Origin of the sequence: Paenibacillus alginolyticus DSM 5050 = NBRC 15375 (genome assembly GCF_000422905.1) — a bacterium.
GTDB lineage: Bacteria > Bacillota > Bacilli > Paenibacillales > NBRC-103111 > Paenibacillus_E > Paenibacillus_E alginolyticus.
In genome coordinates this window covers 41,177-64,033 of record NZ_AUGY01000027.1, presented here as the reverse complement: position 1 = coordinate 64,033, position 22,857 = coordinate 41,177, and the positions used below count along the sequence as shown (strand labels likewise).

Sequence of the window (22,857 nt, the reverse complement as noted above, 5' to 3'; positions counted from 1 at the left end):
TAAACACGCTCCTATCTATTTCAGCTTCAAATTAAATGGATATTTTCATGGGTTTGTGAACAATCTCACCCTTCAGAATCCAAGTTTGTGCATGCGTCACTTCCACTTCAACCATTTGACCAATTAAAGATTTATCGCCTGTAAAATGGATCAATTTATTCGTCCGCGTGCGACCGGCTAGTACATCAGCGTTATTCTTGCTTTCGCCTTCAACAAGTACTTCAACGGTCTGACCTAACAATCTCTCGTTGCTCGCTTTACTGTGTTTATTTACTAGCTCATTCAAGCGATAAAGTCGTTGTTTCTTTACTTCCATCGGTACATTGTCTTCCATATCGGCAGCAGGCGTACCTTCTCGCGGCGAATAAATAAATGTAAACGCGAAATCGAAGCCTACTTCCTCATAAAGAGACATGGTTTCATCAAACTGCTCATCCGTTTCACCTGGAAAACCAACAATTATATCTGTTGTCAGAACGACATCAGGCATCGTTTCTTTAATTTTACCGGCCAACTGTAAATAATGATCTCTGGAATACTTTCTGCTCATTCTTTTCAGAACCTCGGTATTACCCGACTGAACTGGCAGATGTATATGCTCTACAAGATTACCACGTTTACCTAGCACTTCAATCAAGCGATCATCAAAATCTCTTGGATGTGATGTGGTAAATCGAATACGCGGTACGTCAATTTTACGAATATCGTCCATCAAATCAGCGAATGAATAGGTAATATCCTCAAAATCTTTACCATAGGCATTGACATTTTGACCGAGCAGCGTAATTTCCTGAAACCCTTGACGAGCCAAGTCTCTAACCTCAGCCAGCACGTCTTGTGGTCGGCGACTTCTCTCTTTACCCCGCGTATAAGGAACTATACAGTACGTACAGAACTTATCGCAGCCAAACATGATGTTCACCCAAGCACGGATTCCTTCACGTTTTTTCGGTAAATTCTCAACGATATCGCCTTCTTTGGACCATACCTCAACGACCATTTCCTTGTTATAGAAGGCATCCTTCAAAAGGGATGGAAGTCGATGAATATTGTGCGTTCCAAATATCAAATCTACAAAAGCATGCTTTTGCATAATTCGATTCACGACTGCTTCTTCCTGCGACATACATCCACAAACACCAAGTACGAGGCCTGGTTTCTGGGCTTTCAGTGCTTTTAAATGACCAAGCTCACCGAACACCTTATCTTCTGCATTCTCCCGAATCGCACATGTGTTGAGCAGAATAACATCTGCTTGGAACTTGTCCTCAGTCGCTTGATAGCCCATTTGCTCGAGTAAACCCTTCATTACTTCTGTATCATGCTCATTCATCTGACATCCGTAAGTGCGAATCAAATAATATTTATCCTTGCCGAACTCCTGCATGTCCTCAGGAATGGTGAAGTCATAGTGTACGGCGATCTCTTCTTTTCCGCGCTTCTTTGCATCTGTCAGTGAAGGAGGCTGAAAATATTGGGAATAATCCTTGTCGGATTTCACTTGGTTAGCCACTTTCTTTCCTCCTAAAAGTTTTGCTTTAGCAAAACTAACTTCGTAAGCATAGGCAGAGTTTTCGTATAAAACATTCTGCATAAGTCGACTGAGTTTTGCTGTAGTAAACTGACGCAACTTTTATTATAGCATCACATGGCTACATAGTACAAAAAGAAATTAGCATATGTATGAAATTTTACTTGCATGAATTAATCTATAAGTTCAGCGAAATCGCCAGTTTTCACACCAGCAGCATTCCCCTCATCCGTGTCAATGTGCATGTCTAATGCGTAGTGATCAGATACACGAGCAATCACATTCTCGAAAATCAAAGATCGTTCTCCACTCACTCTGACACGCAAAAGCTGTTTATCCTGAATGCCCCATTTCTCTGCATCCGAAGTATGAAAGTGAATATGCCTAGCCGCGACAATTACGCCTTTCTCCAGATCAATCTCGCCTTTTGGACCAATGACACGGAGACCTGGTGTGTGTTCTATGTGTCCGGATTCACGAACCGGCGGGTTTATCCCTAAAGAAAAAGCATCCGTTCGCGATATTTCAATTTGTGTACTTGGGCGTGCAGGTCCAAGAATACGTACTTTCTCGATCTTCCCTTTGGGTCCCACAATCGTTACCATTTCTTGAGCTGCAAATTGCCCAGGTTGTGAGAGATCTTTAAACGTCGTCAATTCATATCCCTGACCAAATAAAACCTCGATATGAGCTGGAGATAGGTGTATATGTCTAGCTGAAACCCCTACTGGGACTGTTTTCATAGTATCCATCCTTTACCTTTAGTGATAGTAGACAGTATTGCCGCTCAGCAAAAAAGGCATACGGAAAATCTCCATATGCCTTCAATGTATAACTATTATTTGAATTCAGTAAGCATTTTGCTGAAATCAGCTTCTGAAAGCTTAAGGTCTTGTTTCGAAAGTCCTTCCTTAGCAAAGCTTGGAATGGAATCTTCGTAGCTCTTTTTCTCTTTGTTTTGATAGATAATACCCGTCAACATGGAGTTTGTTTCCATGATTTTGGTCATTGCCATCACACGGTTCGTGTAATCATATTCAGGAATTTCATCCAGATCCACGATATTCTCTTTGAACCAGTCATACGTGTTTACTTTATTGAAAGTTACGCATGGGCTAAATACGTTAATCAAAGAGAAACCTTTGTGATTCAAACCAGCTTCGATAACAGCCGTTAACTGTTTCAAGTTACTGGAGAATGATTGTGCTACGAAAGAAGCACCGGCAGCCATAGCCACTTCTAATGGTGAAATTGCAGACTCAATTGTTCCTGATGGAACGCTTTTCGTTTTGAAACCTTCCGCACTACGTGGGGATGCTTGACCTTTCGTCAAACCGTAGATTTGGTTATCCATTACGATGTACGTGACGTCAATGTTACGACGAATCGCATGTACAGTATGTCCCATACCGATTGCGAAGCCATCGCCGTCACCGCCTGAAGCGATAACAGTCAAATCGCGGTTAGCCATTTTCACACCTTGTGCGATTGGCAAAGATCTACCGTGAATACCGTGGAAACCATAAGCATTGATGTAACCAGAGATACGACCGGAACAGCCGATACCCGATACGATTGCTAAGCCCTCAGGCTCTAAACCAACATTAGCTGCTGCACGCTGAATTGCCGCTTGGACGGAGAAGTCTCCGCAACCTGGACACCAGTTAGGCTTTACATTGTTACGAAAGTCTTTTAATGTTGCCATGCTAAAGTCAACTCCTTACATTTTTGTTCAATTTCTGCAGGCAAGAACGGGTTACCGTTGTATTTAAGAACATTTTTAATTTTATCTGCATGACCAACATGCAGTTTAATTTGATCGGCTAATTGTCCAGTTGCGTTGTTTTCAACAACGATTACTGTTTTTGCTTTTTCAACAAGAGGTCTCAGCTGCTCTGCAGGGAATGGATGAATCAAACGTACTGTTGCGTGATTTGTCTTAATTCCTTCCAGTTCAACGCGGCTTCTTGCTTCATCGATCGTTCCACCAGTGGAACCCATTCCGATAATCAAAAGATCTGGATTCTCATGAGGTGCATCGAATTTAATGGCATCAGTAACTTGAATGTGTTTCAATTTCTCAAGACGCTTATCCATCATACGTTGACGGTTTTCAGTGCTTTCTGAAGGACGACCTGTTTGGTCATGCTCAACACCTGTAACATGATGAATACCATTCTTCACGCCAGGAATCACACGTGGTGAAACACCGTTCTCAGTAAACTCATAACGTTTGAACAATTGATTCGCTTCTTGTTCAGGAGCTTCTGTTACAAGCGCTCCGCGGTCAATCACAATGCGGTTGTAATCTAGCATCTCTGCGGATTGTTTACCCAAGGAGAGTTGCAAATCCGTCATCAAAATAACTGGAACTTGATATTTCTCAGCAAGGTTGAAAGCTTCAATCGTATCATAGAAGCATTCTTCAATCGTGCTTGGGGATAGAACGATTTTCGGGATTTCACCGTGTGTACCGTAGACCATAGCGTTCAAATCGGATTGCTCTTGTTTCGTCGGAAGACCCGTACTTGGACCCCCACGTTGTGTATCTACGATAACAACAGGCGTTTCAGTCATACCAGCGAGGCCAATCGCTTCCATCATCAAAGATAGACCAGGACCTGCAGATGCTGTAAGTGCACGAGCACCAGCATAGTTAGCACCAATTGCCATTGTACATGCTGCAATTTCATCTTCGGTTTGGATAACAGTTCCACCCAATTTAGGCAGTGCTTTTTGTAAATATTCCATAACTTCAGATGCTGGAGTAATTGGGTAAGCTGGCATAAAGCGGCAACCTGCTGCTACTGCTCCAAGAGCGATTGCATCGTTACCAATCATGAACAATTTTTGTCTGCCGTCAGCTGGTTCCAATTGGAAGTCAGCAATAGGTCCACCGGCCAATTCCAGAACGGATTCTGCACCTTTACGAACAGCTTCAATATTTTTTTCTACAACAGCTGCGCCTTTACGGCCAAATTCTTCTTCAACAGCTTTATTAAACACGTCAAGCGGCAAACCGAGCAATGCCCAAGATGCACCTGATGCGGCCATGTTCTTAAATAAGGAAGTCCCTAGTTCCTCTGCAATGGCAGTGATTGGAACTGGAAACAAACGCGCTTTAATTCCTTCAGGTAAAACAGGGTTAAACTTAGCATCTGCAACGATAACACCGTTGTCGCGAAGTTCGTGTGCATTAAAATCGATACTTTCTTGGTCGAAAGCGACCAAAATGTCCAAATCGTCTGAAATTGCGCGAATCGGTTTAGTGCTGATGCGAATCTTGTTATTTGTATGTCCCCCCTTAATCCGTGAAGAGAAATGACGGTACCCATACAAATAGTAACCGAGACGGTTCAATGCAGTAGAGAAAATGCGGTCTGTACTTTCGACCCCTTCACCCTGCTGACCTCCGATTTTCCAAGATAACTGACTAATCACCGTACGTCCACTCCTTTTGATTGTAGCTGCATGAAGATCTAATAAAGCTAATTTGTAGAAATTTAAGATGAAGCTATAAAAAATTTCTTTCACTTGTCATCCAAAATTGTATGCCTTTACAGACCAAATTGCAAGGGGTTTAAACGATTCTAAAACATAGAGTTTTTAGATCGAATCCATATCAATATTAGAATGATTCATAGCTTTCATTTCGGAAGATTGGTAAGCATGAAATTCCGCCAATTTCCATACAGGAATGCCTCCACTTGTGATTCCCTATAGTTTTTACATAAAGCTTCTATTATATTTCCGTATTGACCGACATGTCTCAAACCTTTCATCCATTGCTCTATCCCATCAAAATCCGAACCAAATCCAATATGCCCTTCCCCACCTAATGAACAAACATGATCAATGTGCTTCAACAGTGCCGTAATGGGAACAGCTAAATTAGTGCTATCCACAAAGTAGGGAACAAACGTAATCCCCATAAGTCCTTGACACTGGATGATAGCTTTGATTTGATCGTCTGATAAATTTCTTGGATGAGGACATACCTTTTGAGCGTTCGAATGGGATGCAATGAATGGTTTGGTATACACCTCAACCAATTCCCAGAACGCGGCTCCGGATAAATGAGATACATCTGCTATTATACCCATAGTTTCTAATTCTTTTAACATCAGCTTGCCTTTTCTTGTAAAACCACCTTTTCGAGGCTCCATAACTCCATCTGCAGCCCAGTTAGCATAGTTCCAAGTCAAACCAATGCTTCTCACTCCAAGGTGGTGTAGAATCCTTAAATGCGTCATGTTTCCTGCTAAAGCATCCAAACCTTCAAGCGTGAGAATAGCGCCAATCTGTTCCCCGGCTTCTACTGCTCGCCAGTCATCTACATTTTGAATAAATTTCATTCCTGGATGACGAATAATTTTCCGATGAAATAAATCAACCATTTGTAAAATATGATCGAAGGTTGGCTGCTGAATGGAATCCGATAAGTAGATGGCAAAACACTGAACTTTAACTCCTGCTTGTTTAAGCCTTGGATAACTGACATCCAACTCCTGTTCTTCCTTATCGAAATCCAGCTTGGGGTTCGCATACAGTTTCGTAAGCGCATCGCAGTGACCATCCATTATTCTCATCCTGGCAGCCTCCTATACACCATCTTCTAGACAACACAAAAACCCCTAAGCAGAGGTTTGTTAGAAATGTGAAAAACCTGTCTACTGGGTAAACAGGCTCGGTATTTAGTATAGTACGGTTTATTACCTTGGCTCTACAATAAGTTTAATGGCTGTCCGATCTTCCCCGTCAATCACGATGTCTGTGAAGGCTGGTACACAAATTAAGTCAACTCCACTGGGCGCGACAAATCCTCTTGCGATAGCTACTGCTTTGATGGCTTGGTTTAAGGCGCCTGCACCAATAGCTTGGAGCTCAGCAGCTCCACGCTCACGCAAAACACCTGCCAATGCACCTGCTACGGAGTTTGGATTGGATTTTGCTGAAACTTTTAATACATCCATAAATAGTACCTCCTCGGGAATGATGGATAGATTCCATTACCCATCATATTCTCAAGGTTTAACAAACATGCTATCGTAGCCAATTTAAATATTCACAATAGTTAGAATTATCTGCTAATCCATGAAGACTTGATCTTCATCATAACGGATAAGGTTAATTCCTTTGGCCAAACCAGTCTGATCGTTCAATTCAATCACAACAGCATGGAAATGCCATTTGCCCTCATCCGTTACGAATCGAACTGGAAGCTGAGTTTTGAACTTTTGCAGTACGGCATTACGTTCAACCCCAAGAATACCATCCCGCGGCCCTACCATCCCTACATCAGTTACATAAGCTGTTCCTTGCGGCAAAACACGGTTATCATTCGTTTGTACATGTGTATGGGTGCCGACAACTGCTGACACTTTACCATCCAAATGCCAGCCCATCGCAATTTTCTCAGAAGTAGCTTCTGCATGGAAATCTACGAATACAAATTTATGTTTTTTCTTATCCGCTTCAAGAATTTCGTCCACTTTGCGAAATGGGCAATCAATTGGCGGTAAGAATGTGCGTCCCTGCAAATTAATGATCAGCAATTCCTGATCCTTGACCTTAATGACCGTATGTCCTCGCCCCGGTGTTCCAGGAGGAAAGTTAGCGGGACGAACCATCTTCTCGTCACGATCAATGAAATCAAAAATTTCTTTCTGATCCCACGTATGATTGCCCATCGTTAGAGCCTGAATGCCCATCTCATAGATTTCCTTAGCAATTGCCGCTGTAATCCCTTTCCCTGCGGCAGCATTCTCTCCGTTAGCAATGAACACTGCGTGAGGATGAGCTTGTTTTAATCTAGGCATAATATTTTTCAAAGCTTTTCTTCCTACAGATCCTACGATATCTCCGATAAATACAATTTTCATAACAAATATATAGCTCCTTTATAAACCATAGATGCGAAGGCAAGCAATTCATAAATTCAATGACCAGCCTGAAAATAAGGAAAAGTGGCTATATCAGCCACTTTTCGCATTGGTATCTTATTTAGCGTACTCAACAGCTCTTGTTTCACGAATGACCGTAACCTTAATATGTCCTGGATAATCGAGTTCACCCTCGATTTTCTTCGTAATATCACGGGCTAAACGGAACGCTTCGGTATCATCCACTTTCTCCGGTTGAACCATAACGCGCACTTCGCGACCAGCTTGAATGGCATATGACTTCTCAACACCCTCGAATGATTCCGAGATCTCTTCAAGCTTCTCAAGGCGCTTGATATACGTTTCGAGCGTCTCTCTGCGTGCTCCAGGTCTTGCTGCGGATAATGCATCTGCAGCTCCTACTAACATCGCAATAACAGAGGTTGCTTCCACATCACCGTGATGCGAAGCAATACTATTAATAACGACTGGATGCTCCTTGTACTTCTTGCCAATCTCAACACCGATTTCCACATGAGATCCTTCAACCTCGTGGTCTAGCGCCTTACCGATGTCATGAAGCAGCCCGGCACGTTTCGCCAAAGTTACGTCTACCCCGAGCTCCCCGGCCATCAGACCAGCCAGATAAGCTACTTCCATGGAATGTTTCAACACGTTTTGACCGTAACTTGTTCTGAATTTCAAGCGACCCAAAATTTTGATCAAGTCAGGATGCAATCCGTGTACACCAACCTCAAACGTGGCTTGCTCTCCATATTCGCGAATACGTTCGTCCACTTCTTTACGGGATTTCTCAACCATCTCTTCAATGCGTGCTGGATGAATACGTCCATCAGCAACAAGCTTCTCTAAAGATGTACGAGCAATTTCGCGTCGGATTGGATCAAATCCTGATAAAATAACTGCTTCTGGCGTATCATCAATTATAAGGTCAATACCCGTCAATGTTTCCAGAGCACGAATATTACGTCCTTCACGACCGATGATCCGGCCTTTCATTTCTTCATTTGGCAATGATACAACTGAAACGGTAGTTTCAGCAACGTGATCTGCAGCACAACGTTGAATAGCGAGCGTGATGATTTCACGGGCTTTCTTATCGCCTTCTTCTTTGGCCTGCTGTTCGATTTCTTTAATAAGTTGTGCGGTTTCGTGACGAACTTCCTGCTCTACATTTGTAAGAATGATGCTCTTAGCCTCATCCATTGTAAGTCCAGAAATTCGCTCTAACTCCGAAACTTGGCTTTTATAAAGCTGATCAATTTGTGATTGTGTATCCTCGATCCGCTTCTCTTTGTTGGCAACTTGCTCTTCTTTACGCTCGAGAGATTCTAATTTTTTATCCAGCGATTCCTCTTTTTGCAACAATCGTCTTTCTTGTCGTTGAATTTCATTTCGACGTTCACGAATGTCTTTTTCAGCTTCGGACCTTAATTTATGCACTTCGTCCTTTGCTTCCAGAACCGTTTCTTTTTTCAGTGCTTCTGCTTCCTTCTTGGCAGATTCTCGAATCTGCTCAGCGGCTGTTTCAGCACTGGAAATTTTCGCTTCTGCAAGAGATTTACGGATAAAATAACCAATCCCTAAGCATGCAGCTCCAACAATGAGAATGATCGCGACCCAGATGAAAGTCATCTTGTTCACCTCCTCGTTGGTTTCTCCAAGGTGTTAGCCTGGGATACCCTTCGGTTTTTTAATCCGATTTTTAATTGTTTGACTAGTCATACATACCCTACTTATTAAGAGTATGGCTTTTAAATGAATGCGCACCGTGCGTTAGAGGCACTATAGTGCTAATAATCCATAATCAACAGTGTAAAAATTGGCGGTTTCTACATCTGTCCCCTCAAAATCAAAGAAAATGAGTATGATTTTGAATACATTATGAAAATATACACTGTTATTTTATCTTTTGTCGAAGAAGCTTGTCAAGCGATTGTCCCTTCGATGACGGAATAAGTATTTCCAGTACCCCAAAGGAATTTAATGACATTAACTAATTGATCCTATAATTAATGGCATTAATAATCAAACGAGTCATCTAAGATTTCATATTCCTCTTCACTCGATTCAGAGCTTAATACCCCCAAAACCTTGTTTACAATAGAGCCTGTATAGCCTCTCCGCATAAGAAAAGCTCCCGTCTTTCTTTTACGATCCACGGTCTTTCCTGAGGTTTGCTTCCATTTCGTTTGCCCCAATTTCATTGCCCCCGAATACTCATCTTCTGGATCGATAGTCTCCATGGCATTTTTGACTATTTCTTTATCTATGCCTTTTTGTTGGAGCTCTTGTCGAATGAGATTACGACCTTTTCGCTGCGAAATAATGCGATTATCTGTCCACATTTTCGCAAATTCCTCATCATTGATATAATTCTGCTGAACTAGCTTTTCACATGCCCATGCAATAATAGGCATTTCAAAGCCTTTCTCCTTCAGCTTGCGTTTTACTTCACTTAATGAATGAGGTCGTCTGCCTATCATACTTACTGCTTTTATATAAGCCATATTCTGTTCCTCATCAAGCGTTATACTCTCGATTTCTTGTGAAAGTATGGTTTCCCCTTTATTTAATCGATGCTTGATTAGAATGTCTTCATGAACCGAGAATGCGTACTCTTCATTTAGAAATATATTGTAGCGATGATTACCGCGCTTCTGTTTCTCAACCTTAGTTATAATCAATACTGGTTGCTCTTCATTATTCACAACTAACCAACTCCTTCCATGAAGAAAGCACCTTAACACAAGGTTTAAGGTGCTTTCATGTATGATCATTTAAACTTATTCGAAATCTGGTTCCAATTCATCATCTTCCTCGTCAACATTAACAGGGATTGCTTTGATTAAATTACTGTTTTCTCGAATCCGTAATTCAATCGTTTCCGAAATACTTTTGTTATCTTTTAAAAACTGCTTCGAATTCTCACGGCCTTGACCAAGACGCTCACCTTCATACGAATACCAAGCTCCGCTTTTATTAACGATATCCATCTCTGTTCCGATATCAATGATACTGCCTTCGCGTGAAATTCCTTCACCGTACATAATATCCACTTCTGCTTGTTTGAACGGCGGAGCTACTTTATTCTTAACGACTTTAATTCTTGTGCGGTTACCAACCATATCATTACCCTGTTTGATTGTTTCCACACGACGTACATCAAGTCGGACAGATGAGTAGAACTTAAGTGCACGGCCACCAGGTGTTGTCTCTGGGTTACCGAACATAACGCCAACTTTTTCACGTAATTGGTTAATGAAAATCGCGATAACTTTGGACTTGTTGATCGCACCAGACAGTTTACGAAGTGCTTGGGACATCAAACGAGCCTGCAGACCCACGTGGGAATCACCCATATCGCCTTCAATCTCTGCTTTAGGCACTAATGCCGCTACAGAGTCAATAACAATAATATCTACTGCACCACTTCGTACTAGCGCTTCAGCGATCTCAAGTGCTTGTTCACCGGTATCCGGCTGAGAGAGTAAAAGCTCATCTATATTAATACCAAGCTTGCTTGCATAGGAAGGATCCAATGCGTGCTCCGCATCGATAAAAGCCGCTTGTCCACCATTCTTCTGTACTTCTGCGATAGCATGTAGAGCTACCGTCGTTTTACCGGAAGACTCAGGTCCGTATACTTCAATAATTCTTCCGCGTGGAAACCCACCTATTCCAAGAGCGATATCAAGTGCAAGAGATCCGGATGATATCGTTTCAACTTGCATATGTGTAGATTCTCCAAGTTTCATAATGGAGCCTTTTCCGAACTGTTTCTCAATTTGACGTAAAGCATTATCAAGTGCTGCGCGACGATCTGACAAAACACTCACTTCCTTCTTCTATCATTATAGGTATATGATAACTTGTTTTCAGGTGTTTGCCAAGCATTTTTTCGAACATACATTCGACTTTTTAGCGAACAAACAAAAAACCGCAACAAAGTTATCGCTTTGCTACGGTTCTTCCGTTAACACTTAGTCTTATTATATGCGAACTCTAGCAATCTTTCAACTGTTTCCATAATTGGTAGAGCGCACTTTTGGCTGCTCTATGCTTAATGGACTCCCGATTACCAGAAAGCTGCAATGTGATAACCCTTGTTACTGCGCTCTTTTGAGCAAAACCTATATACACAAGCCCTACGGGCTTGCCTTCAGACGGACTTGGACCGGCTACACCCGTGACTGATAGTCCAAAGTCACTTCCGGTCACAGTAATCAATTGCTCCGCTAAGAGGGTCGCTGTCTCGCTGCTAACAGCACCTGGGGAACCTTCCCCTTCCAGCACTTCCATTGGAACACCGAGGAGCTTATGCTTTAAAGCATTGGAATAACAAATGATTCCTCCCAGAAAAGATTGGGAACTCCCCGGCACCGCAGTAATCAAATCACTTAACAATCCGCCTGTGCAGCTTTCAGCCACAGCAAGTGTCTGGCTCTTCTCGCCAAGCAATTGCAGCACAATCGTCTCGATGGGAACATCTTGCTCCGCATAGAGATGATCTCCTAATCGGGTTCTAATCTCCAGTTCAGTCGCTTGAAGTTTCCGTTCACCTTCTGAAGCCGTTTGTGCACGTGTTGTTAAGCGAATCGTTACTTCGCTTTCTTTGGCATATGGAGCAATTGTTGGGTCTGTTTGAGACTGGATTAAATCAAGTAATTGATGTTCCAAGTTAGATTCACCGATGCCGGCAAATTTCAGCATCTTGGAATAAAGCGGAATCTCATCCGTCATCCTTGCGCGCAGCCATGGAACCGCATACTTGGTGAACATCGGCTTCATTTCTTTGGGCGGGCCTGGTAGAAGAATGAAATGTGTCCCTTCGTAGGTAAATGCTATACCGACAGCAAGCCCTGTTTCGTTATGTAATGGATCACTTCCCTCTATCATCATCGCTTGTCGTCTGTTACTTTCGACCATATGGATCCCGCGCGACTGGAACAAATCCGTAATTGTTTTCATAGAGGGCTCATGTACAATCAATTCACGTCCTACAAACGCTGCAAGCACATCCTTCGTCAAATCATCCTGCGTAGGTCCAAGACCTCCAGTACAAATAACAACATCAGCCCTTGAAGCAGCTAATTTGAAGCTTTCTAGCAATCTCTGTTCGTTATCACCAACGACGGTTTGGAAATACATATCTACGCCAAGCACAGCACATTCTCTGGAGAGAAATTGAGCATTCGTATTTACAATTTGGCCTAGTAAAATTTCCGTTCCAACTGCGATTATCTCTGCTTTCATTTCAAATTCCCTCCTTAAAATAAGAACACCTCTTTCGAGGCCATTCAACTTATGCTTTCGTATGTAGTAGAAAAAGCAATAGGTTGCCCTATTGCGACTTTTCTGAAAAATCTATGACATGCTTATTCTTTACAAAGTACTCCACACCCGAATACACGGTAATAATTGCTGCTACCCAACTAGCTATAACATCAAAAGGGAAGTGCAGAAACGTAAAAGGAAAATTATTGATAAGTAGTGCAATGATGGCTGTAATCTGAGCTGCCGTCTTTGCTTTACCCCATTTGCTAGCTGCCATCACGGTGCCTTCCAATAGAGCAATTTGGCGAAGTCCTGTGACAGCCCACTCTCTACTGATAATGACAATGACAATCCATGCATCTACTTTACCCATTTCCACTAATGAGACGAGCACAGCCGTAACAAGCAGTTTATCCGCTAAAGGATCAAGCAGCTTACCCAAGTTGGTTACAAGATTACGTTTTCTGGCAATGTAACCATCTAAACTGTCTGTACTCGCTGCAATAATGAAAATTAAAGCAGCAATAATTTGATTATACGTTATGCTAAATTCCTCTATCCGTATATGAGGGAATTTCACCTTAATCAACAGAAAAAACATGATAATAGGTACTAATAAAATCCTCGCCACGGTGATGCGGTTAGCTAGGTTCATGCAATTACCTCCCCGGATAAGTCAAACTCATAAGAGTGGGTAATACGAACTTTAGCTAGTTCACCAATGTTAAGCTTCGCATTCGACACGAATACTTCCCCATCAATCTCAGGAGCATCAAATTGGGAACGTCCAATATACACATCACTTCTACCGTCGTATCTTTCGATTAGCACATCAATTTCCTGCCCGATGCGGCGTCCGCCACGCAGATTCGAGATTTCACGTTGAATTTCCATAATCGCATTCGCGCGATACTCTTTGACATCATCAGGAACTTGGTCCGGCAAACGTGCTGCTGGCGTATCATCTTCCTTAGAATATGCAAAAACACCGAGACGGTCAAACTGAACGTCGCGAACAAATTGTTTCAAGTTTTCGAAGTCCTGTTCGGTTTCACCTGGGAAACCTACAATGAGTGATGTGCGTAGGGCTACATCCGGAATCGCTTCACGAATTTTACGAACCAGCTCACGCGTATCCTTCTGGCGGCCAGGTCTACGCATCCGTTTGAGGATAGAGTCTTCACTGTGTTGAAGCGGCATGTCGATGTACTTACATACCTTCGGATTAGATGCCATGACAGCAATCAATTCATCGCTAAAGAATCCAGGGTAAGCATAGTGCAGACGCACCCACTCGATGCCTTCCACTTCACTCACTTTATTCAGTAAAGTAGGCAGCATGAAACCATCGTAAAGATCCGTTCCATAGTTCGTGGAATCCTGAGCAATGAGACTAATCTCTTTGACACCTTGAGCAGCAAGATTAGCAACTTCAGCAACGATAGACTCCATACTTCTGCTTTTGAAGCTGCCTCGCATAATTGGAATACTGCAGAATGTACATGCGTTATCGCAGCCTTCTGCAATTTTCACATAGGCTGTATATCGAGGAGTAGTCATGAGTCTTGGCAGGTCCGCATCATAATTAAACACCGGATTCCCAACAAGAACCGGTTTCTTACCGCGAAGCGCCTCATCTACAATATGGTTGATTTTATCGAAATCTCCGGTACCCACGATGCCATCGATCTCAGGCATTTCTTCCATCAACTGCTTTTTGTAGCGTTGTGTAAGACATCCGGAGACGATTAGCGCCTTGAGATTCGCAGTTTGCTTTAATTCTGCCATATCCAAAATTGTATTAACGGATTCTTCTTTCGCTGCATCAATGAACCCGCAAGTGTTCACGATAATGACAGTGGCATCTTCCTTGTTCTCAACAAGCTGAAAACCACGGCCATGAATTAATCCTGACATAATCTCGGAATCGACCAAATTCTTTTCGCATCCGAGAGTAACTACTTTAACCTTTTCTGTCATGAAAGAAACAACCTCCAATAGTCCTAAAAAACACTCCCTACCAGTATAATACAAGCCCTATAGGGTGTCAAAATGTAAAAACCCCCTACATGTAGGGGGAGACTCTCCAAAGAACATCGTATGTATGCCTATTTCAAGTTTACAAATTGTAAATCAAGAGGAATTTCCGCCTTACGCAGCAGCACAATAACGGCTTGTAAGTCATCACGACTCTTCCCGGTTACTCGGATTTGATCCCCTTGGATTTGCGTCTTAACTTTAAGTTTGGAGTCACGAATTAAAATGTTAATTTTTTTCGAGTTCTCTTGATCGACACCTTGTTTCATGCTAATTTTCTGCCTTACGGTGGAACCAGCCGCTGGTTCTACTTTACTGTACTCGAGATTTTTAATCGAGATACCGCGCTTCGTCATTTTGGCATGCATAATATCAAGGACATTCTGAAGCTTAAACTCATCATCGGAGGTGACAACAAGCTGGTCCTTATCCAATTTAATGCTGCTTTTACTGCCTTTAAAGTCAAAGCGGGTAAGGATCTCTTTTTCTGCCTGCTGAATGGCGTTATTTAGTTCCTGCATATCCACCTTGGATACGATATCAAACGAGCATTCTGAACTCATCTTAGACAAAACATCCTTTCCATCAAATTACAATAGCATTATAGCAAGAAGCTGTAAAAAAAGAAACATCCCAAGCCATCTCGGCTTAGGATATCTCTTGGTCATATTCATTACCCGGGAAAGCGCAGGAAACGTCAAAATGCTAGCTTTTTTGCAAATTGAGCTGTATCCTCTTAGGGTTTGGTGTATCCCCGACAGGAACGATTGTGCCATTCACAGTAAGTTCCAAAGCACTTGCTGCACCAACATTTAAATACGCTGAATTGGTCAAGTCAAAAGTGTCCGTGTCACCGGCTTTGTAAAGCTTCTGTCTAAGCATTTCTTTACCGCCTGCCTCAGTAAGAGAATCCACACGAATCCAACAAGAACCTGTTATTTTCATCTGAATATTCAGATTGGAAGTACCGGTTATCGTGTAATTATCTACACCTTTCTCGCTGGTGCTAAACTTAACCTGAACAGAAGGCGTTGGTGTCGGAACTGGTGTCGGTGTAGGAGTCGAAAGAGGCGCCACTTTACCGTCACCGGACGTATTCATTGTCGTACTAGGAGATGTGCTTGTCGCTGGATTCGTAGAATCAGTGATTCTTGGAGATTGCGTTTGAGCAGGTTTTTCATCTGCTGGCGTTCCCTTATAATTCTTGTATGTATAGTAGTATACGATACCGAATATAAGCAAAATGAAGCAGACAAACATCGTACCCGAAGCCCAGCGGCTCAATTTTTCAGTATTACGGACACTCGTTCTATTTTTACGAATCGTTTCTACAACTGGTTTCTCTATCGCGGGGGAGGGATTTGTCGTTTGGTACATGCCCAGAACTTCAGTAGGATCAAGTCCCACCGCCTCAGCGTAGCTTTTAATGAAAGCACGTACATAGAAACTGCCAGGAAGAACCTTATAGTTTCCTTCTTCAATTGCTTCCAAGTATCGTTTACGAATTTTCGTAACTTCTTGGAGATCGTCAAGAGAGATCTTTTTTTCCTGGCGTGTTTTGCGTAAAATGTATCCGAGATCAGACATATGGTCACCTCCCCGCGGGATCTACTTTATTTAATGACGTTACAGACATTAAAAAGGTTCGGACGTATACGTAAATGAATCATAATTGATTTCTTCATCCGGGCTATTTCGCAGCTCAATAATATAATCGAAGTGATTATAAGTGTATTCGGATTCCCGAATAAATATATCCGGATGCTCGATAACCTTCGTTGAAGGCATTCCCATAATGTCCTGCAACAGGCTGTAATGCTTCTCATTTGAACGAATAGTAGAAACGATTCCATCAATAATATATACATTATTTGGAGTCATTTCATCTTCGGATAATTGACTACGCACGGTTTGTCTGAGTAACGTAGAGGAAACGAATGTCCAACGTTTGTTTGCGCATACACTTCCTGCAATAATCGACTCCGTTTTACCCACTCGCGGCATTCCGCGAAGGCCAACGACTTGGTTCCCTTCTCGCTTGAAAATTTCACCAAGGAAGTCAACTAACAGTCCCAATTCATCACGAGTAAAACGGAAAGTTTTGCGGTCATCCGAGTCGCGCTCGATATACCGGCCATGACGGACAGCCAAAATATCAACAAGTTTAGGGGGTCTAAGAGCAGTAATAGTAATATTATCTACTTTTCTTAACATTTTACCCATTAAGTCAATTTTTTCTTCATCATTGGTTTGCAGAAGCATACCGCGTGTACGATCTTCTACCCCGTTAATAGTCACAATATTAATATCCAGCATCCCCATTAAGGAAGCAATATCCCCTAATAAGCCGGGACGGTTTTTGTGAATTTTGTACTCCATATACCACTCTTTAACGTCCAATCTTTCCACCTCATCGCAATATCTGTAACGAACAAGTCGCTACCTATATAATTAATTTCTACAATTTCCGTCAATGTCCTTCTTTTTTTGCGTAAATATTCACAAATTTATTTCATTTTTAGTTCTTTAAGCTCTTGTTCGTTGTAAATCGTACCGCCCTTTTTCCATGAGCTGCTTTTCATCATAGCAAGACGATTGTCCATGATTTGAGCCCAGTTGAGTTCAGCCGATACAGCTCCCGAAATATCAACTACCGATACACCGATAGACTTAGCCTTTTGTACTTGTGCATCTTCTACTGGAGTATAGAAAATTATAGTGTTGGAGTGATGCTGTCTCGTTTGGAAAGATAATTGCTGAAACCATTGTTCATTATTATCAAGTAAAACGATATGATCCGCTTCCTCCGAGGGTGCCCAAGCAGAAGGTATGGGACGATCGCTGCGAGTCACCCATTCCACAACAATGTTTTGTGCCAATAGGTCTTGGATCCATTTATTTTTCAAGGTCTCAACCTGAAGAGAATCAATTTGCAACAACGAGGCTTGCTCATTTACCTGACTTGTGATCCCTTTGGTATCAAGCTGACTTTGTAATAAAGTCCATTTACCCGCCGAAAGCCCTTGTCCGATCACCCCGTTAGCAGAAGGAAACAATTCATTACCAATGACATATATGTAATCATATTTGCTTTCTTTCAACTTTGTTATAATGCTTTCATCCAATTGATTCAAATCCTTGATCCAATCGAAGGCTATAAAATTCGCATCTCTCCACTGTTGAAGCGCATTTCCTACCGACTCTTTCGCTGGCGCAGACATGCTAGCACCCGTCAGCATTAGTACAGATAATTTATTATCCAATAATTCTTGCTTAATCGCTGGAATCCCACGATTTCCACAACCAGTTAAGATAAAAGATAAGAGCAAAAATGCAAGCACAAAACGTTTGATTACCATGAAATTACATTTCCTTTCTTCCTTATAAAGCGTGCAAAAGCCTCCGAAAGAGGAGGCTTTCACATAGTACCCTATTGAATTGTAAAACGGTTATTAACCTTTGTCTACTAATTTTACCATGAGGCGGGCAATTGTACGCTTTTCTTGCTCATCCCCTGCATCCCACAGTTCTTTGAGCACTCGTTCTTGTTCATTTTCGGGATCAACTTTATTGGCAAGAAATTCACCGATTTGAAAAGCGAGCTTAGAAATGGTTTCCTCACTCATCCCCGCATGTCCAGCCTGACTCACACGCTCAGCCAAAAACTCTTTCCACTTATCAAATACTTTAAGTACAGTAGCCATTGTAAGAAGCCTCCTTTGAGTTATGAGAAATGGTCATTACATACGTAATATTCGCTTCCCAGCTTAAAATTATGCGCGAGGCTTCCTACTCTGTACTCAGGTTAACCATCCACCGTTTGGACTTATGATTTGACCCGTAATATAACCGGATTCAGGCAGTGCTAGGAAATACACAAGCGAAGCAACTTCATCAGGCAATGCAAAACGACCTGCCGGAATTTCATTGGCAATCGCTTCCCGCTCCTCCGGTTGAAATCCTGCCATCATTTCGGTATGTACCGCACCAGGCGCTACAGCATTCACCGTCACGCCAGAAGGTGCCAGCTCCTTCGCTAACGCCTTCGTGAAGGCGTTCAATCCACCTTTGGCTGTTGAGTAAACAACCTCACAGGAGGCACCTGAGATGCCCCATATGGAGGATACGTTAATAATGCGGCCATACTTTTGTTTGACCATTGCCGTCATGAACGTTTGTGTACAAAGAAAGGCGCCTTTCAGATTAACATTCATCACCAGGTCCCAATCTTCTTCGCTTACATCAGAAAGCATACTAAAGTGAGAAATTCCCGCATTGTTCACGATTATATCAGGGACCATGTCTCTTTGTTCCAGCTTTTCTTGCATTTTGTTGATTTGCTCACGAGATTTGACATCTGCGGATACGGTTAACACTTTGGCGCCATGTTTCATACAGGATCTGGCCACTTCATTAGCAGCTTCATGTGACTCACGGTAGTGAATAACAACATTCATCCCTACCGCGGCAAAACGCTCCGCAATGGCTGCGCCGATTCCACGGCTAGCTCCTGTTATAAGAACCGTTTGTTCACTGAATGATTTATCGAACGTCACGATGGCTTACCGCTTTGCACAATGGATATTGCAAGTCTGCTCCAATCAAAATGCTCGCGGAATCGACGGTTCACTTCTTCAAGTGTAATCTGCTCGTAAACAGGCAAAATATCGAATAAATCAATATCTTTGAAACGGTATTTAGTGAATTCATTCGCAATGGATTCAGGTGAGTTCATCATCCGCAAGAAATTACCAATTTTCTTCTTACGACTCCGCTCGAAAGTGACTTCATCAAGTCCAGGATCCTTACGTTTCTCAACCTCTTCACGAATGCGCGCTACAAGTTGGTCCGGATCTTTGGTATCTCCTCCAAGAATGGAGAAAGCATATCCCTCGCTACAATTATACTCATGACCAAAATTATCAGAAATCAATTGTTCATCATATAAAGCCTGATAAATATCAGAGCTTGAACTGAACAAAACATCTAACATTAATTTCGTCGTCAATTCTCTAACTAACAAATCTTTCCCGCTTACAGAAGGCGCAGGCTCTTTGAATCCGATTAAACATTTTGGCATTGAAACAGGAAGAAGTGTTACTCTGCGCGCTTCCTTTACTTCTACTGGCTCCTCTGGGAAAAATCGGTGGATATCCCCTTGAGGTGGAAACGTTTTGGCAGCTTGGTTTTCTTTAACTAACGAAATAACCTCTTCTGGATCAACACCTCCAACAACAAACAGGCTCATATTGCTAGGGTGATAAAATGTGTTGTAGCACTCATAAAGGGTTTCTTTTGAGATTTCCGCAATGGACTCTACAGTACCGGCGATATCAATATGGATCGGATGTTTTGCATATAAGGATTCAATTAATCCATAATAGCTTCTCCAATCCGCATTATCCTCGTACATTTTGATCTCTTGACCGATAATGCCTTTTTCCTTTTCTACATTTTCATCTGTAAAGTAAGGATTTTGCACGAAATTAATTAATGTCGTTAAATTTGTCAAATAGTGATCCGTGGATGAAAATAAGTACGCTGTCCGATCAAAGCTTGTAAAAGCGTTAGCCGAAGCGCCGTTTGAAGCGAAAGTAGCGAATATATCCCCTTCTGGCTCCTCAAACATTTTGTGCTCTAGAAAATGAGCAATACCATCTGGTACTTGAACTGCATCTTTACCTTCAACCTGAAAAAAGTTGTCAACAGATCCGAATTGCGTCGTGAACGTCGCATAGGTTTTCTGGAAACCATCTTTGGGTAGAACAAATACATGTAGCCCATTATCAAGCTTCTCGTGATAAATAGTTTCACCCAGGTGTGGATAAGGAATAACCTGCATCTTCTACTCTCCCTTCTGGTCCCGCAAAAAGTATATCGTATCCAGTTGAACACGCTTGGCAGCCTCAGCAATAGCCGCTACATCTACCTGCTCCACAGATTCAATCAAGCTTGAAACCGTACGTTCTTTTCCAGATAAAATGGCATTAAAGTCAAAAGAAATTAATTCAAATGCGGAATCCTGAATTTCGCGCAGTTGATTGGCAATCATGGCTCGGGTTTGATTCCATTCAATATCACTGATCTCGCCTTGTTCCATGGCAGTGAGCTGCTTTCGAATGATATCTACCGCTTTTTCATAATTCGCCATTTCAATCCCCGATTGAATGGTCAGAATGCCCTTGTGACCATCAAACCGAGACGAGGCATAATAAGCAAGACTCGCTTTCTCACGAACATTCGTAAACAATTTGGAGTGAGGATAGCCTCCGAGAACACCATTATACATAAGAGCAACTGGGTACAGATCATCTCGATACGAAATATTTGTACGCAGTCCCATGTTCAGTTTCCCTTGATTAACATCCAAACGCTCAACGATTGTCTTCACATCACCTGTCGCTCCCCGCGGGGCAGATGTTACATAGCCGACATCCTCCTTACGTTCAATGGAGAATGCCTGTTTAACAATTCCTTCTACTTCAGAAAGCGTCGTATTTCCGACGACATAAATATCCATTGGTGCTGTTTGAAGCCAGTTTTTATATTGTTCGTAAAGCTGTTCGGCATTGATAGGGTCCAAATCATCTATTTTACCCAAAGGGTGAAGCCGATAAGGATCATCGCTGCACATTTCTTCGATACATCGTTCAGCTGCATAACGAATTTTATCGTTGATGACTGATTCTATGCGCTTCTGGAGAGTCTGCTTCTCAGCATCGACATATTTGTTTCGAAAATGTCCTTCTTCCAGCGCTGGCTTTGTCAAAGTTTCCCCAACGAATTCGAGTCCCTGCTTTAACAAAGATTGCGCTGATTTCACGAATCTGTCATTGATAATATCCATGCGTAACTGAACAATTTGGTAATCGCCCCGCTTGTAAATATCAAAACCGAATCCTGCACCATATAAATCATCTAAATATTCTCGAAATTGCTTCGTTTCTGGGCGTAATTGTGTACCTCTACGCAGTACAAATGGTGTTAATGCAGTACTCGTGACCGTTTCTTCTTCTAGAGGACGGCCTATGTACACAGAGATGGCAAACGTTTTAAACCGATCTGTCGGCAGCACATGTAATCGTATATGATTCCATGTAGTGCGCTCAAATTGTATATGTTTCAAAGGTCGATCTCCCTTCTTTGTCCGTGATATAAATCCATTATATTCCTATACGAAGAGGAGAAGCAACCAAAGCTGGTTCCTTCTCCTTGTCCATGTCTAAATTATTTACAGAAAATATGCTTCCCTATATTTTTCACTTGAGGCCTGCTCCAAATCCATTTGGAGGTCGCTGTTGCCGGGTTGAAATAATAAATACAACCGCCCGTAGGATCCCATCCACTCAGCGCATCTCTTACGGCTTTTTTCGTCGATTCGTTTGGCGTTAGCCAAATTTGACCATCTGCTACGGCTGTGAATGCACCAGGCTGAAAGATAACACCAGAAACCGTATTAGGAAAGCTAGCTGACTTCACCCGATTCAAAATTACAGCTGCTACGGCTACTTGTCCAATATAAGGTTCTCCCCGAGCCTCACCATGCACAGCATTCGCCATCAGATTAATATCCTGTTCAGATAAGCCCAGGTTATTAGAAGGCACCAAATTAGCTGGCTTTTGATTTGAAGTTGCACTATCATTGCCTGCATTATTGTTGCCTCCACCGCTTTGTCCTCCAGTGGATGGAGCAGTAGGCTTCCAATTCTTCGTAGCTTCCCACAGTTTAAGCTTGGTCTTGGGACCTACAATACCATCTACTTTCATCCCAAATTCACCTTGGAATCGCTTCACTGCCGTTAAAGTCTTATACCCATAATCTCCGTCTATACTGCCGTTATAGAAGCCAATGAACTTCAATCTGCCTTGCAGTTCGTTAACGTCAGGTCCTGTGGCTCCATAACGCACTTCATTTTTACTAAAAGTTTCTTCAGCAGGTGGATTAAACTTTCCTTTCAACTGAAAAGCGACAACTAGTACGAAAACAATACAAAATGTAAGTACAATTAATCGTTTATTCATTCCCCTTCTCAACCTCACTTTTCAAATTACAGCCTTTTCTTGCTTATTATGAGAAAGCGACTCTCTGTTTATGCAAAAAAAAACACT

The 22,857-nt window shown here is 42.2% G+C and carries 22 protein-coding genes; all 22 read right to left on the bottom strand.

What is annotated here, in order from left to right; translation table 11 throughout:
* Window positions 1-31 precede the first annotated feature (31 nt).
* Window positions 32-1,594 carry a tRNA (N6-isopentenyl adenosine(37)-C2)-methylthiotransferase MiaB gene (miaB, locus tag G519_RS0114245; protein ID WP_084160160.1) on the bottom strand — a complete coding sequence of 521 codons (1,563 nt, stop codon included), beginning with the start codon at window positions 1,592-1,594 and terminating at the stop codon, window positions 32-34.
* A 110-nt stretch (window positions 1,595-1,704) separates the two neighbouring features.
* Window positions 1,705-2,274, bottom strand: a complete 570-nt coding sequence (gene pduL, locus G519_RS0114240; protein ID WP_029195285.1) for a phosphate propanoyltransferase — start codon at window positions 2,272-2,274, stop codon at window positions 1,705-1,707.
* Between the two features lie 95 nt (window positions 2,275-2,369).
* The gene (locus tag G519_RS0114235) at window positions 2,370-3,236 is read right to left on the bottom strand and encodes a 2-oxoacid:ferredoxin oxidoreductase subunit beta (RefSeq protein WP_029195284.1); all 867 of its coding nucleotides are present in this window, start codon (window positions 3,234-3,236) and stop codon (window positions 2,370-2,372) included.
* Window positions 3,224-4,972, bottom strand: a complete 1,749-nt coding sequence (locus G519_RS0114230; RefSeq protein WP_029195283.1) for a 2-oxoacid:acceptor oxidoreductase subunit alpha — start codon at window positions 4,970-4,972, stop codon at window positions 3,224-3,226. Before G519_RS0114230 ends, G519_RS0114235 begins: the two co-directional genes overlap by 13 nt.
* A gap of 206 nt (window positions 4,973-5,178) precedes the next feature.
* Entirely contained in the window at window positions 5,179-6,120 is a 942-nt protein-coding gene (locus tag G519_RS0114225) for a dipeptidase (protein WP_029195282.1), read from the bottom strand.
* A gap of 123 nt (window positions 6,121-6,243) precedes the next feature.
* Window positions 6,244-6,504 carry a stage V sporulation protein S gene (locus G519_RS0114220; RefSeq protein ID WP_028558349.1) on the bottom strand — a complete coding sequence of 87 codons (261 nt, stop codon included), beginning with the start codon at window positions 6,502-6,504 and terminating at the stop codon, window positions 6,244-6,246.
* A 114-nt stretch (window positions 6,505-6,618) separates the two neighbouring features.
* A complete protein-coding gene (locus G519_RS0114215; RefSeq protein WP_029195281.1) occupies window positions 6,619-7,413 on the bottom strand; it encodes a TIGR00282 family metallophosphoesterase in 795 nt (264 codons plus the stop codon).
* 117 nt (window positions 7,414-7,530) lie between these two features.
* Window positions 7,531-9,069, bottom strand: a complete 1,539-nt coding sequence (gene rny / locus G519_RS0114210) for a ribonuclease Y (protein WP_036632922.1) — start codon at window positions 9,067-9,069, stop codon at window positions 7,531-7,533.
* Window positions 9,070-9,455: 386 nt separating this feature from the next.
* The gene (locus G519_RS0114205) at window positions 9,456-10,145 is read right to left on the bottom strand and encodes a regulatory protein RecX (protein ID WP_029195279.1); all 690 of its coding nucleotides are present in this window, start codon (window positions 10,143-10,145) and stop codon (window positions 9,456-9,458) included.
* Window positions 10,146-10,220: 75 nt separating this feature from the next.
* Window positions 10,221-11,264, bottom strand: coding sequence for a recombinase RecA (gene recA, locus G519_RS0114200; RefSeq protein WP_029195278.1), 1,044 nt, complete (start codon window positions 11,262-11,264; stop codon window positions 10,221-10,223).
* A gap of 175 nt (window positions 11,265-11,439) precedes the next feature.
* Window positions 11,440-12,690, bottom strand: a complete 1,251-nt coding sequence (locus G519_RS0114195) for a competence/damage-inducible protein A (RefSeq protein WP_029195277.1) — start codon at window positions 12,688-12,690, stop codon at window positions 11,440-11,442.
* An 88-nt stretch (window positions 12,691-12,778) separates the two neighbouring features.
* Window positions 12,779-13,366, bottom strand: coding sequence for a CDP-diacylglycerol--glycerol-3-phosphate 3-phosphatidyltransferase (pgsA, locus tag G519_RS0114190; protein ID WP_029195276.1), 588 nt, complete (start codon window positions 13,364-13,366; stop codon window positions 12,779-12,781).
* Window positions 13,363-14,691 (bottom strand): 30S ribosomal protein S12 methylthiotransferase RimO, encoded by a 1,329-nt coding sequence (rimO, locus tag G519_RS0114185; RefSeq protein WP_029195275.1) that lies wholly within the window; start codon window positions 14,689-14,691, stop codon window positions 13,363-13,365. The genes pgsA and rimO overlap by 4 nt, the downstream gene beginning before the upstream one ends.
* Window positions 14,692-14,819: 128 nt before the next feature.
* On the bottom strand, window positions 14,820-15,311 hold the full coding sequence (locus G519_RS0114180) for a YajQ family cyclic di-GMP-binding protein (RefSeq protein ID WP_029195274.1): 492 nt from the start codon (window positions 15,309-15,311) through the stop codon (window positions 14,820-14,822).
* 142 nt (window positions 15,312-15,453) lie between these two features.
* Window positions 15,454-16,335: a helix-turn-helix domain-containing protein gene (locus G519_RS0114175; protein ID WP_029195273.1), complete on the bottom strand. Its 882-nt coding sequence runs from the start codon at window positions 16,333-16,335 to the stop codon at window positions 15,454-15,456.
* A gap of 48 nt (window positions 16,336-16,383) precedes the next feature.
* Window positions 16,384-17,127 carry a DUF3388 domain-containing protein gene (locus tag G519_RS0114170; RefSeq protein WP_373291262.1) on the bottom strand — a complete coding sequence of 248 codons (744 nt, stop codon included), beginning with the start codon at window positions 17,125-17,127 and terminating at the stop codon, window positions 16,384-16,386.
* Between the two features lie 128 nt (window positions 17,128-17,255).
* Window positions 17,256-18,107 (bottom strand): hypothetical protein, encoded by an 852-nt coding sequence (locus tag G519_RS0114165; protein ID WP_029195271.1) that lies wholly within the window; start codon window positions 18,105-18,107, stop codon window positions 17,256-17,258.
* A gap of 93 nt (window positions 18,108-18,200) precedes the next feature.
* Complete coding sequence (locus G519_RS0114160; RefSeq protein ID WP_029195270.1) at window positions 18,201-18,452, bottom strand: DUF3243 domain-containing protein; 252 nt, start codon at window positions 18,450-18,452, stop codon at window positions 18,201-18,203.
* 96 nt (window positions 18,453-18,548) lie between these two features.
* Complete coding sequence (gene ymfI / locus G519_RS0114155) at window positions 18,549-19,304, bottom strand: elongation factor P 5-aminopentanone reductase (RefSeq protein ID WP_029195269.1); 756 nt, start codon at window positions 19,302-19,304, stop codon at window positions 18,549-18,551.
* The gene (yfmH, locus tag G519_RS0114150; RefSeq protein ID WP_029195268.1) at window positions 19,301-20,590 is read right to left on the bottom strand and encodes an EF-P 5-aminopentanol modification-associated protein YfmH; all 1,290 of its coding nucleotides are present in this window, start codon (window positions 20,588-20,590) and stop codon (window positions 19,301-19,303) included. The genes ymfI and yfmH overlap by 4 nt, the downstream gene beginning before the upstream one ends.
* 3 nt (window positions 20,591-20,593) lie before the next feature.
* Complete coding sequence (gene yfmF, locus G519_RS0114145; protein ID WP_029195267.1) at window positions 20,594-21,874, bottom strand: EF-P 5-aminopentanol modification-associated protein YfmF; 1,281 nt, start codon at window positions 21,872-21,874, stop codon at window positions 20,594-20,596.
* Window positions 21,875-21,975: 101 nt separating this feature from the next.
* Window positions 21,976-22,770: a spore cortex-lytic enzyme gene (gene sleB, locus G519_RS0114140; protein WP_029195266.1), complete on the bottom strand. Its 795-nt coding sequence runs from the start codon at window positions 22,768-22,770 to the stop codon at window positions 21,976-21,978.
* Window positions 22,771-22,857: the final 87 nt, after the last annotated feature.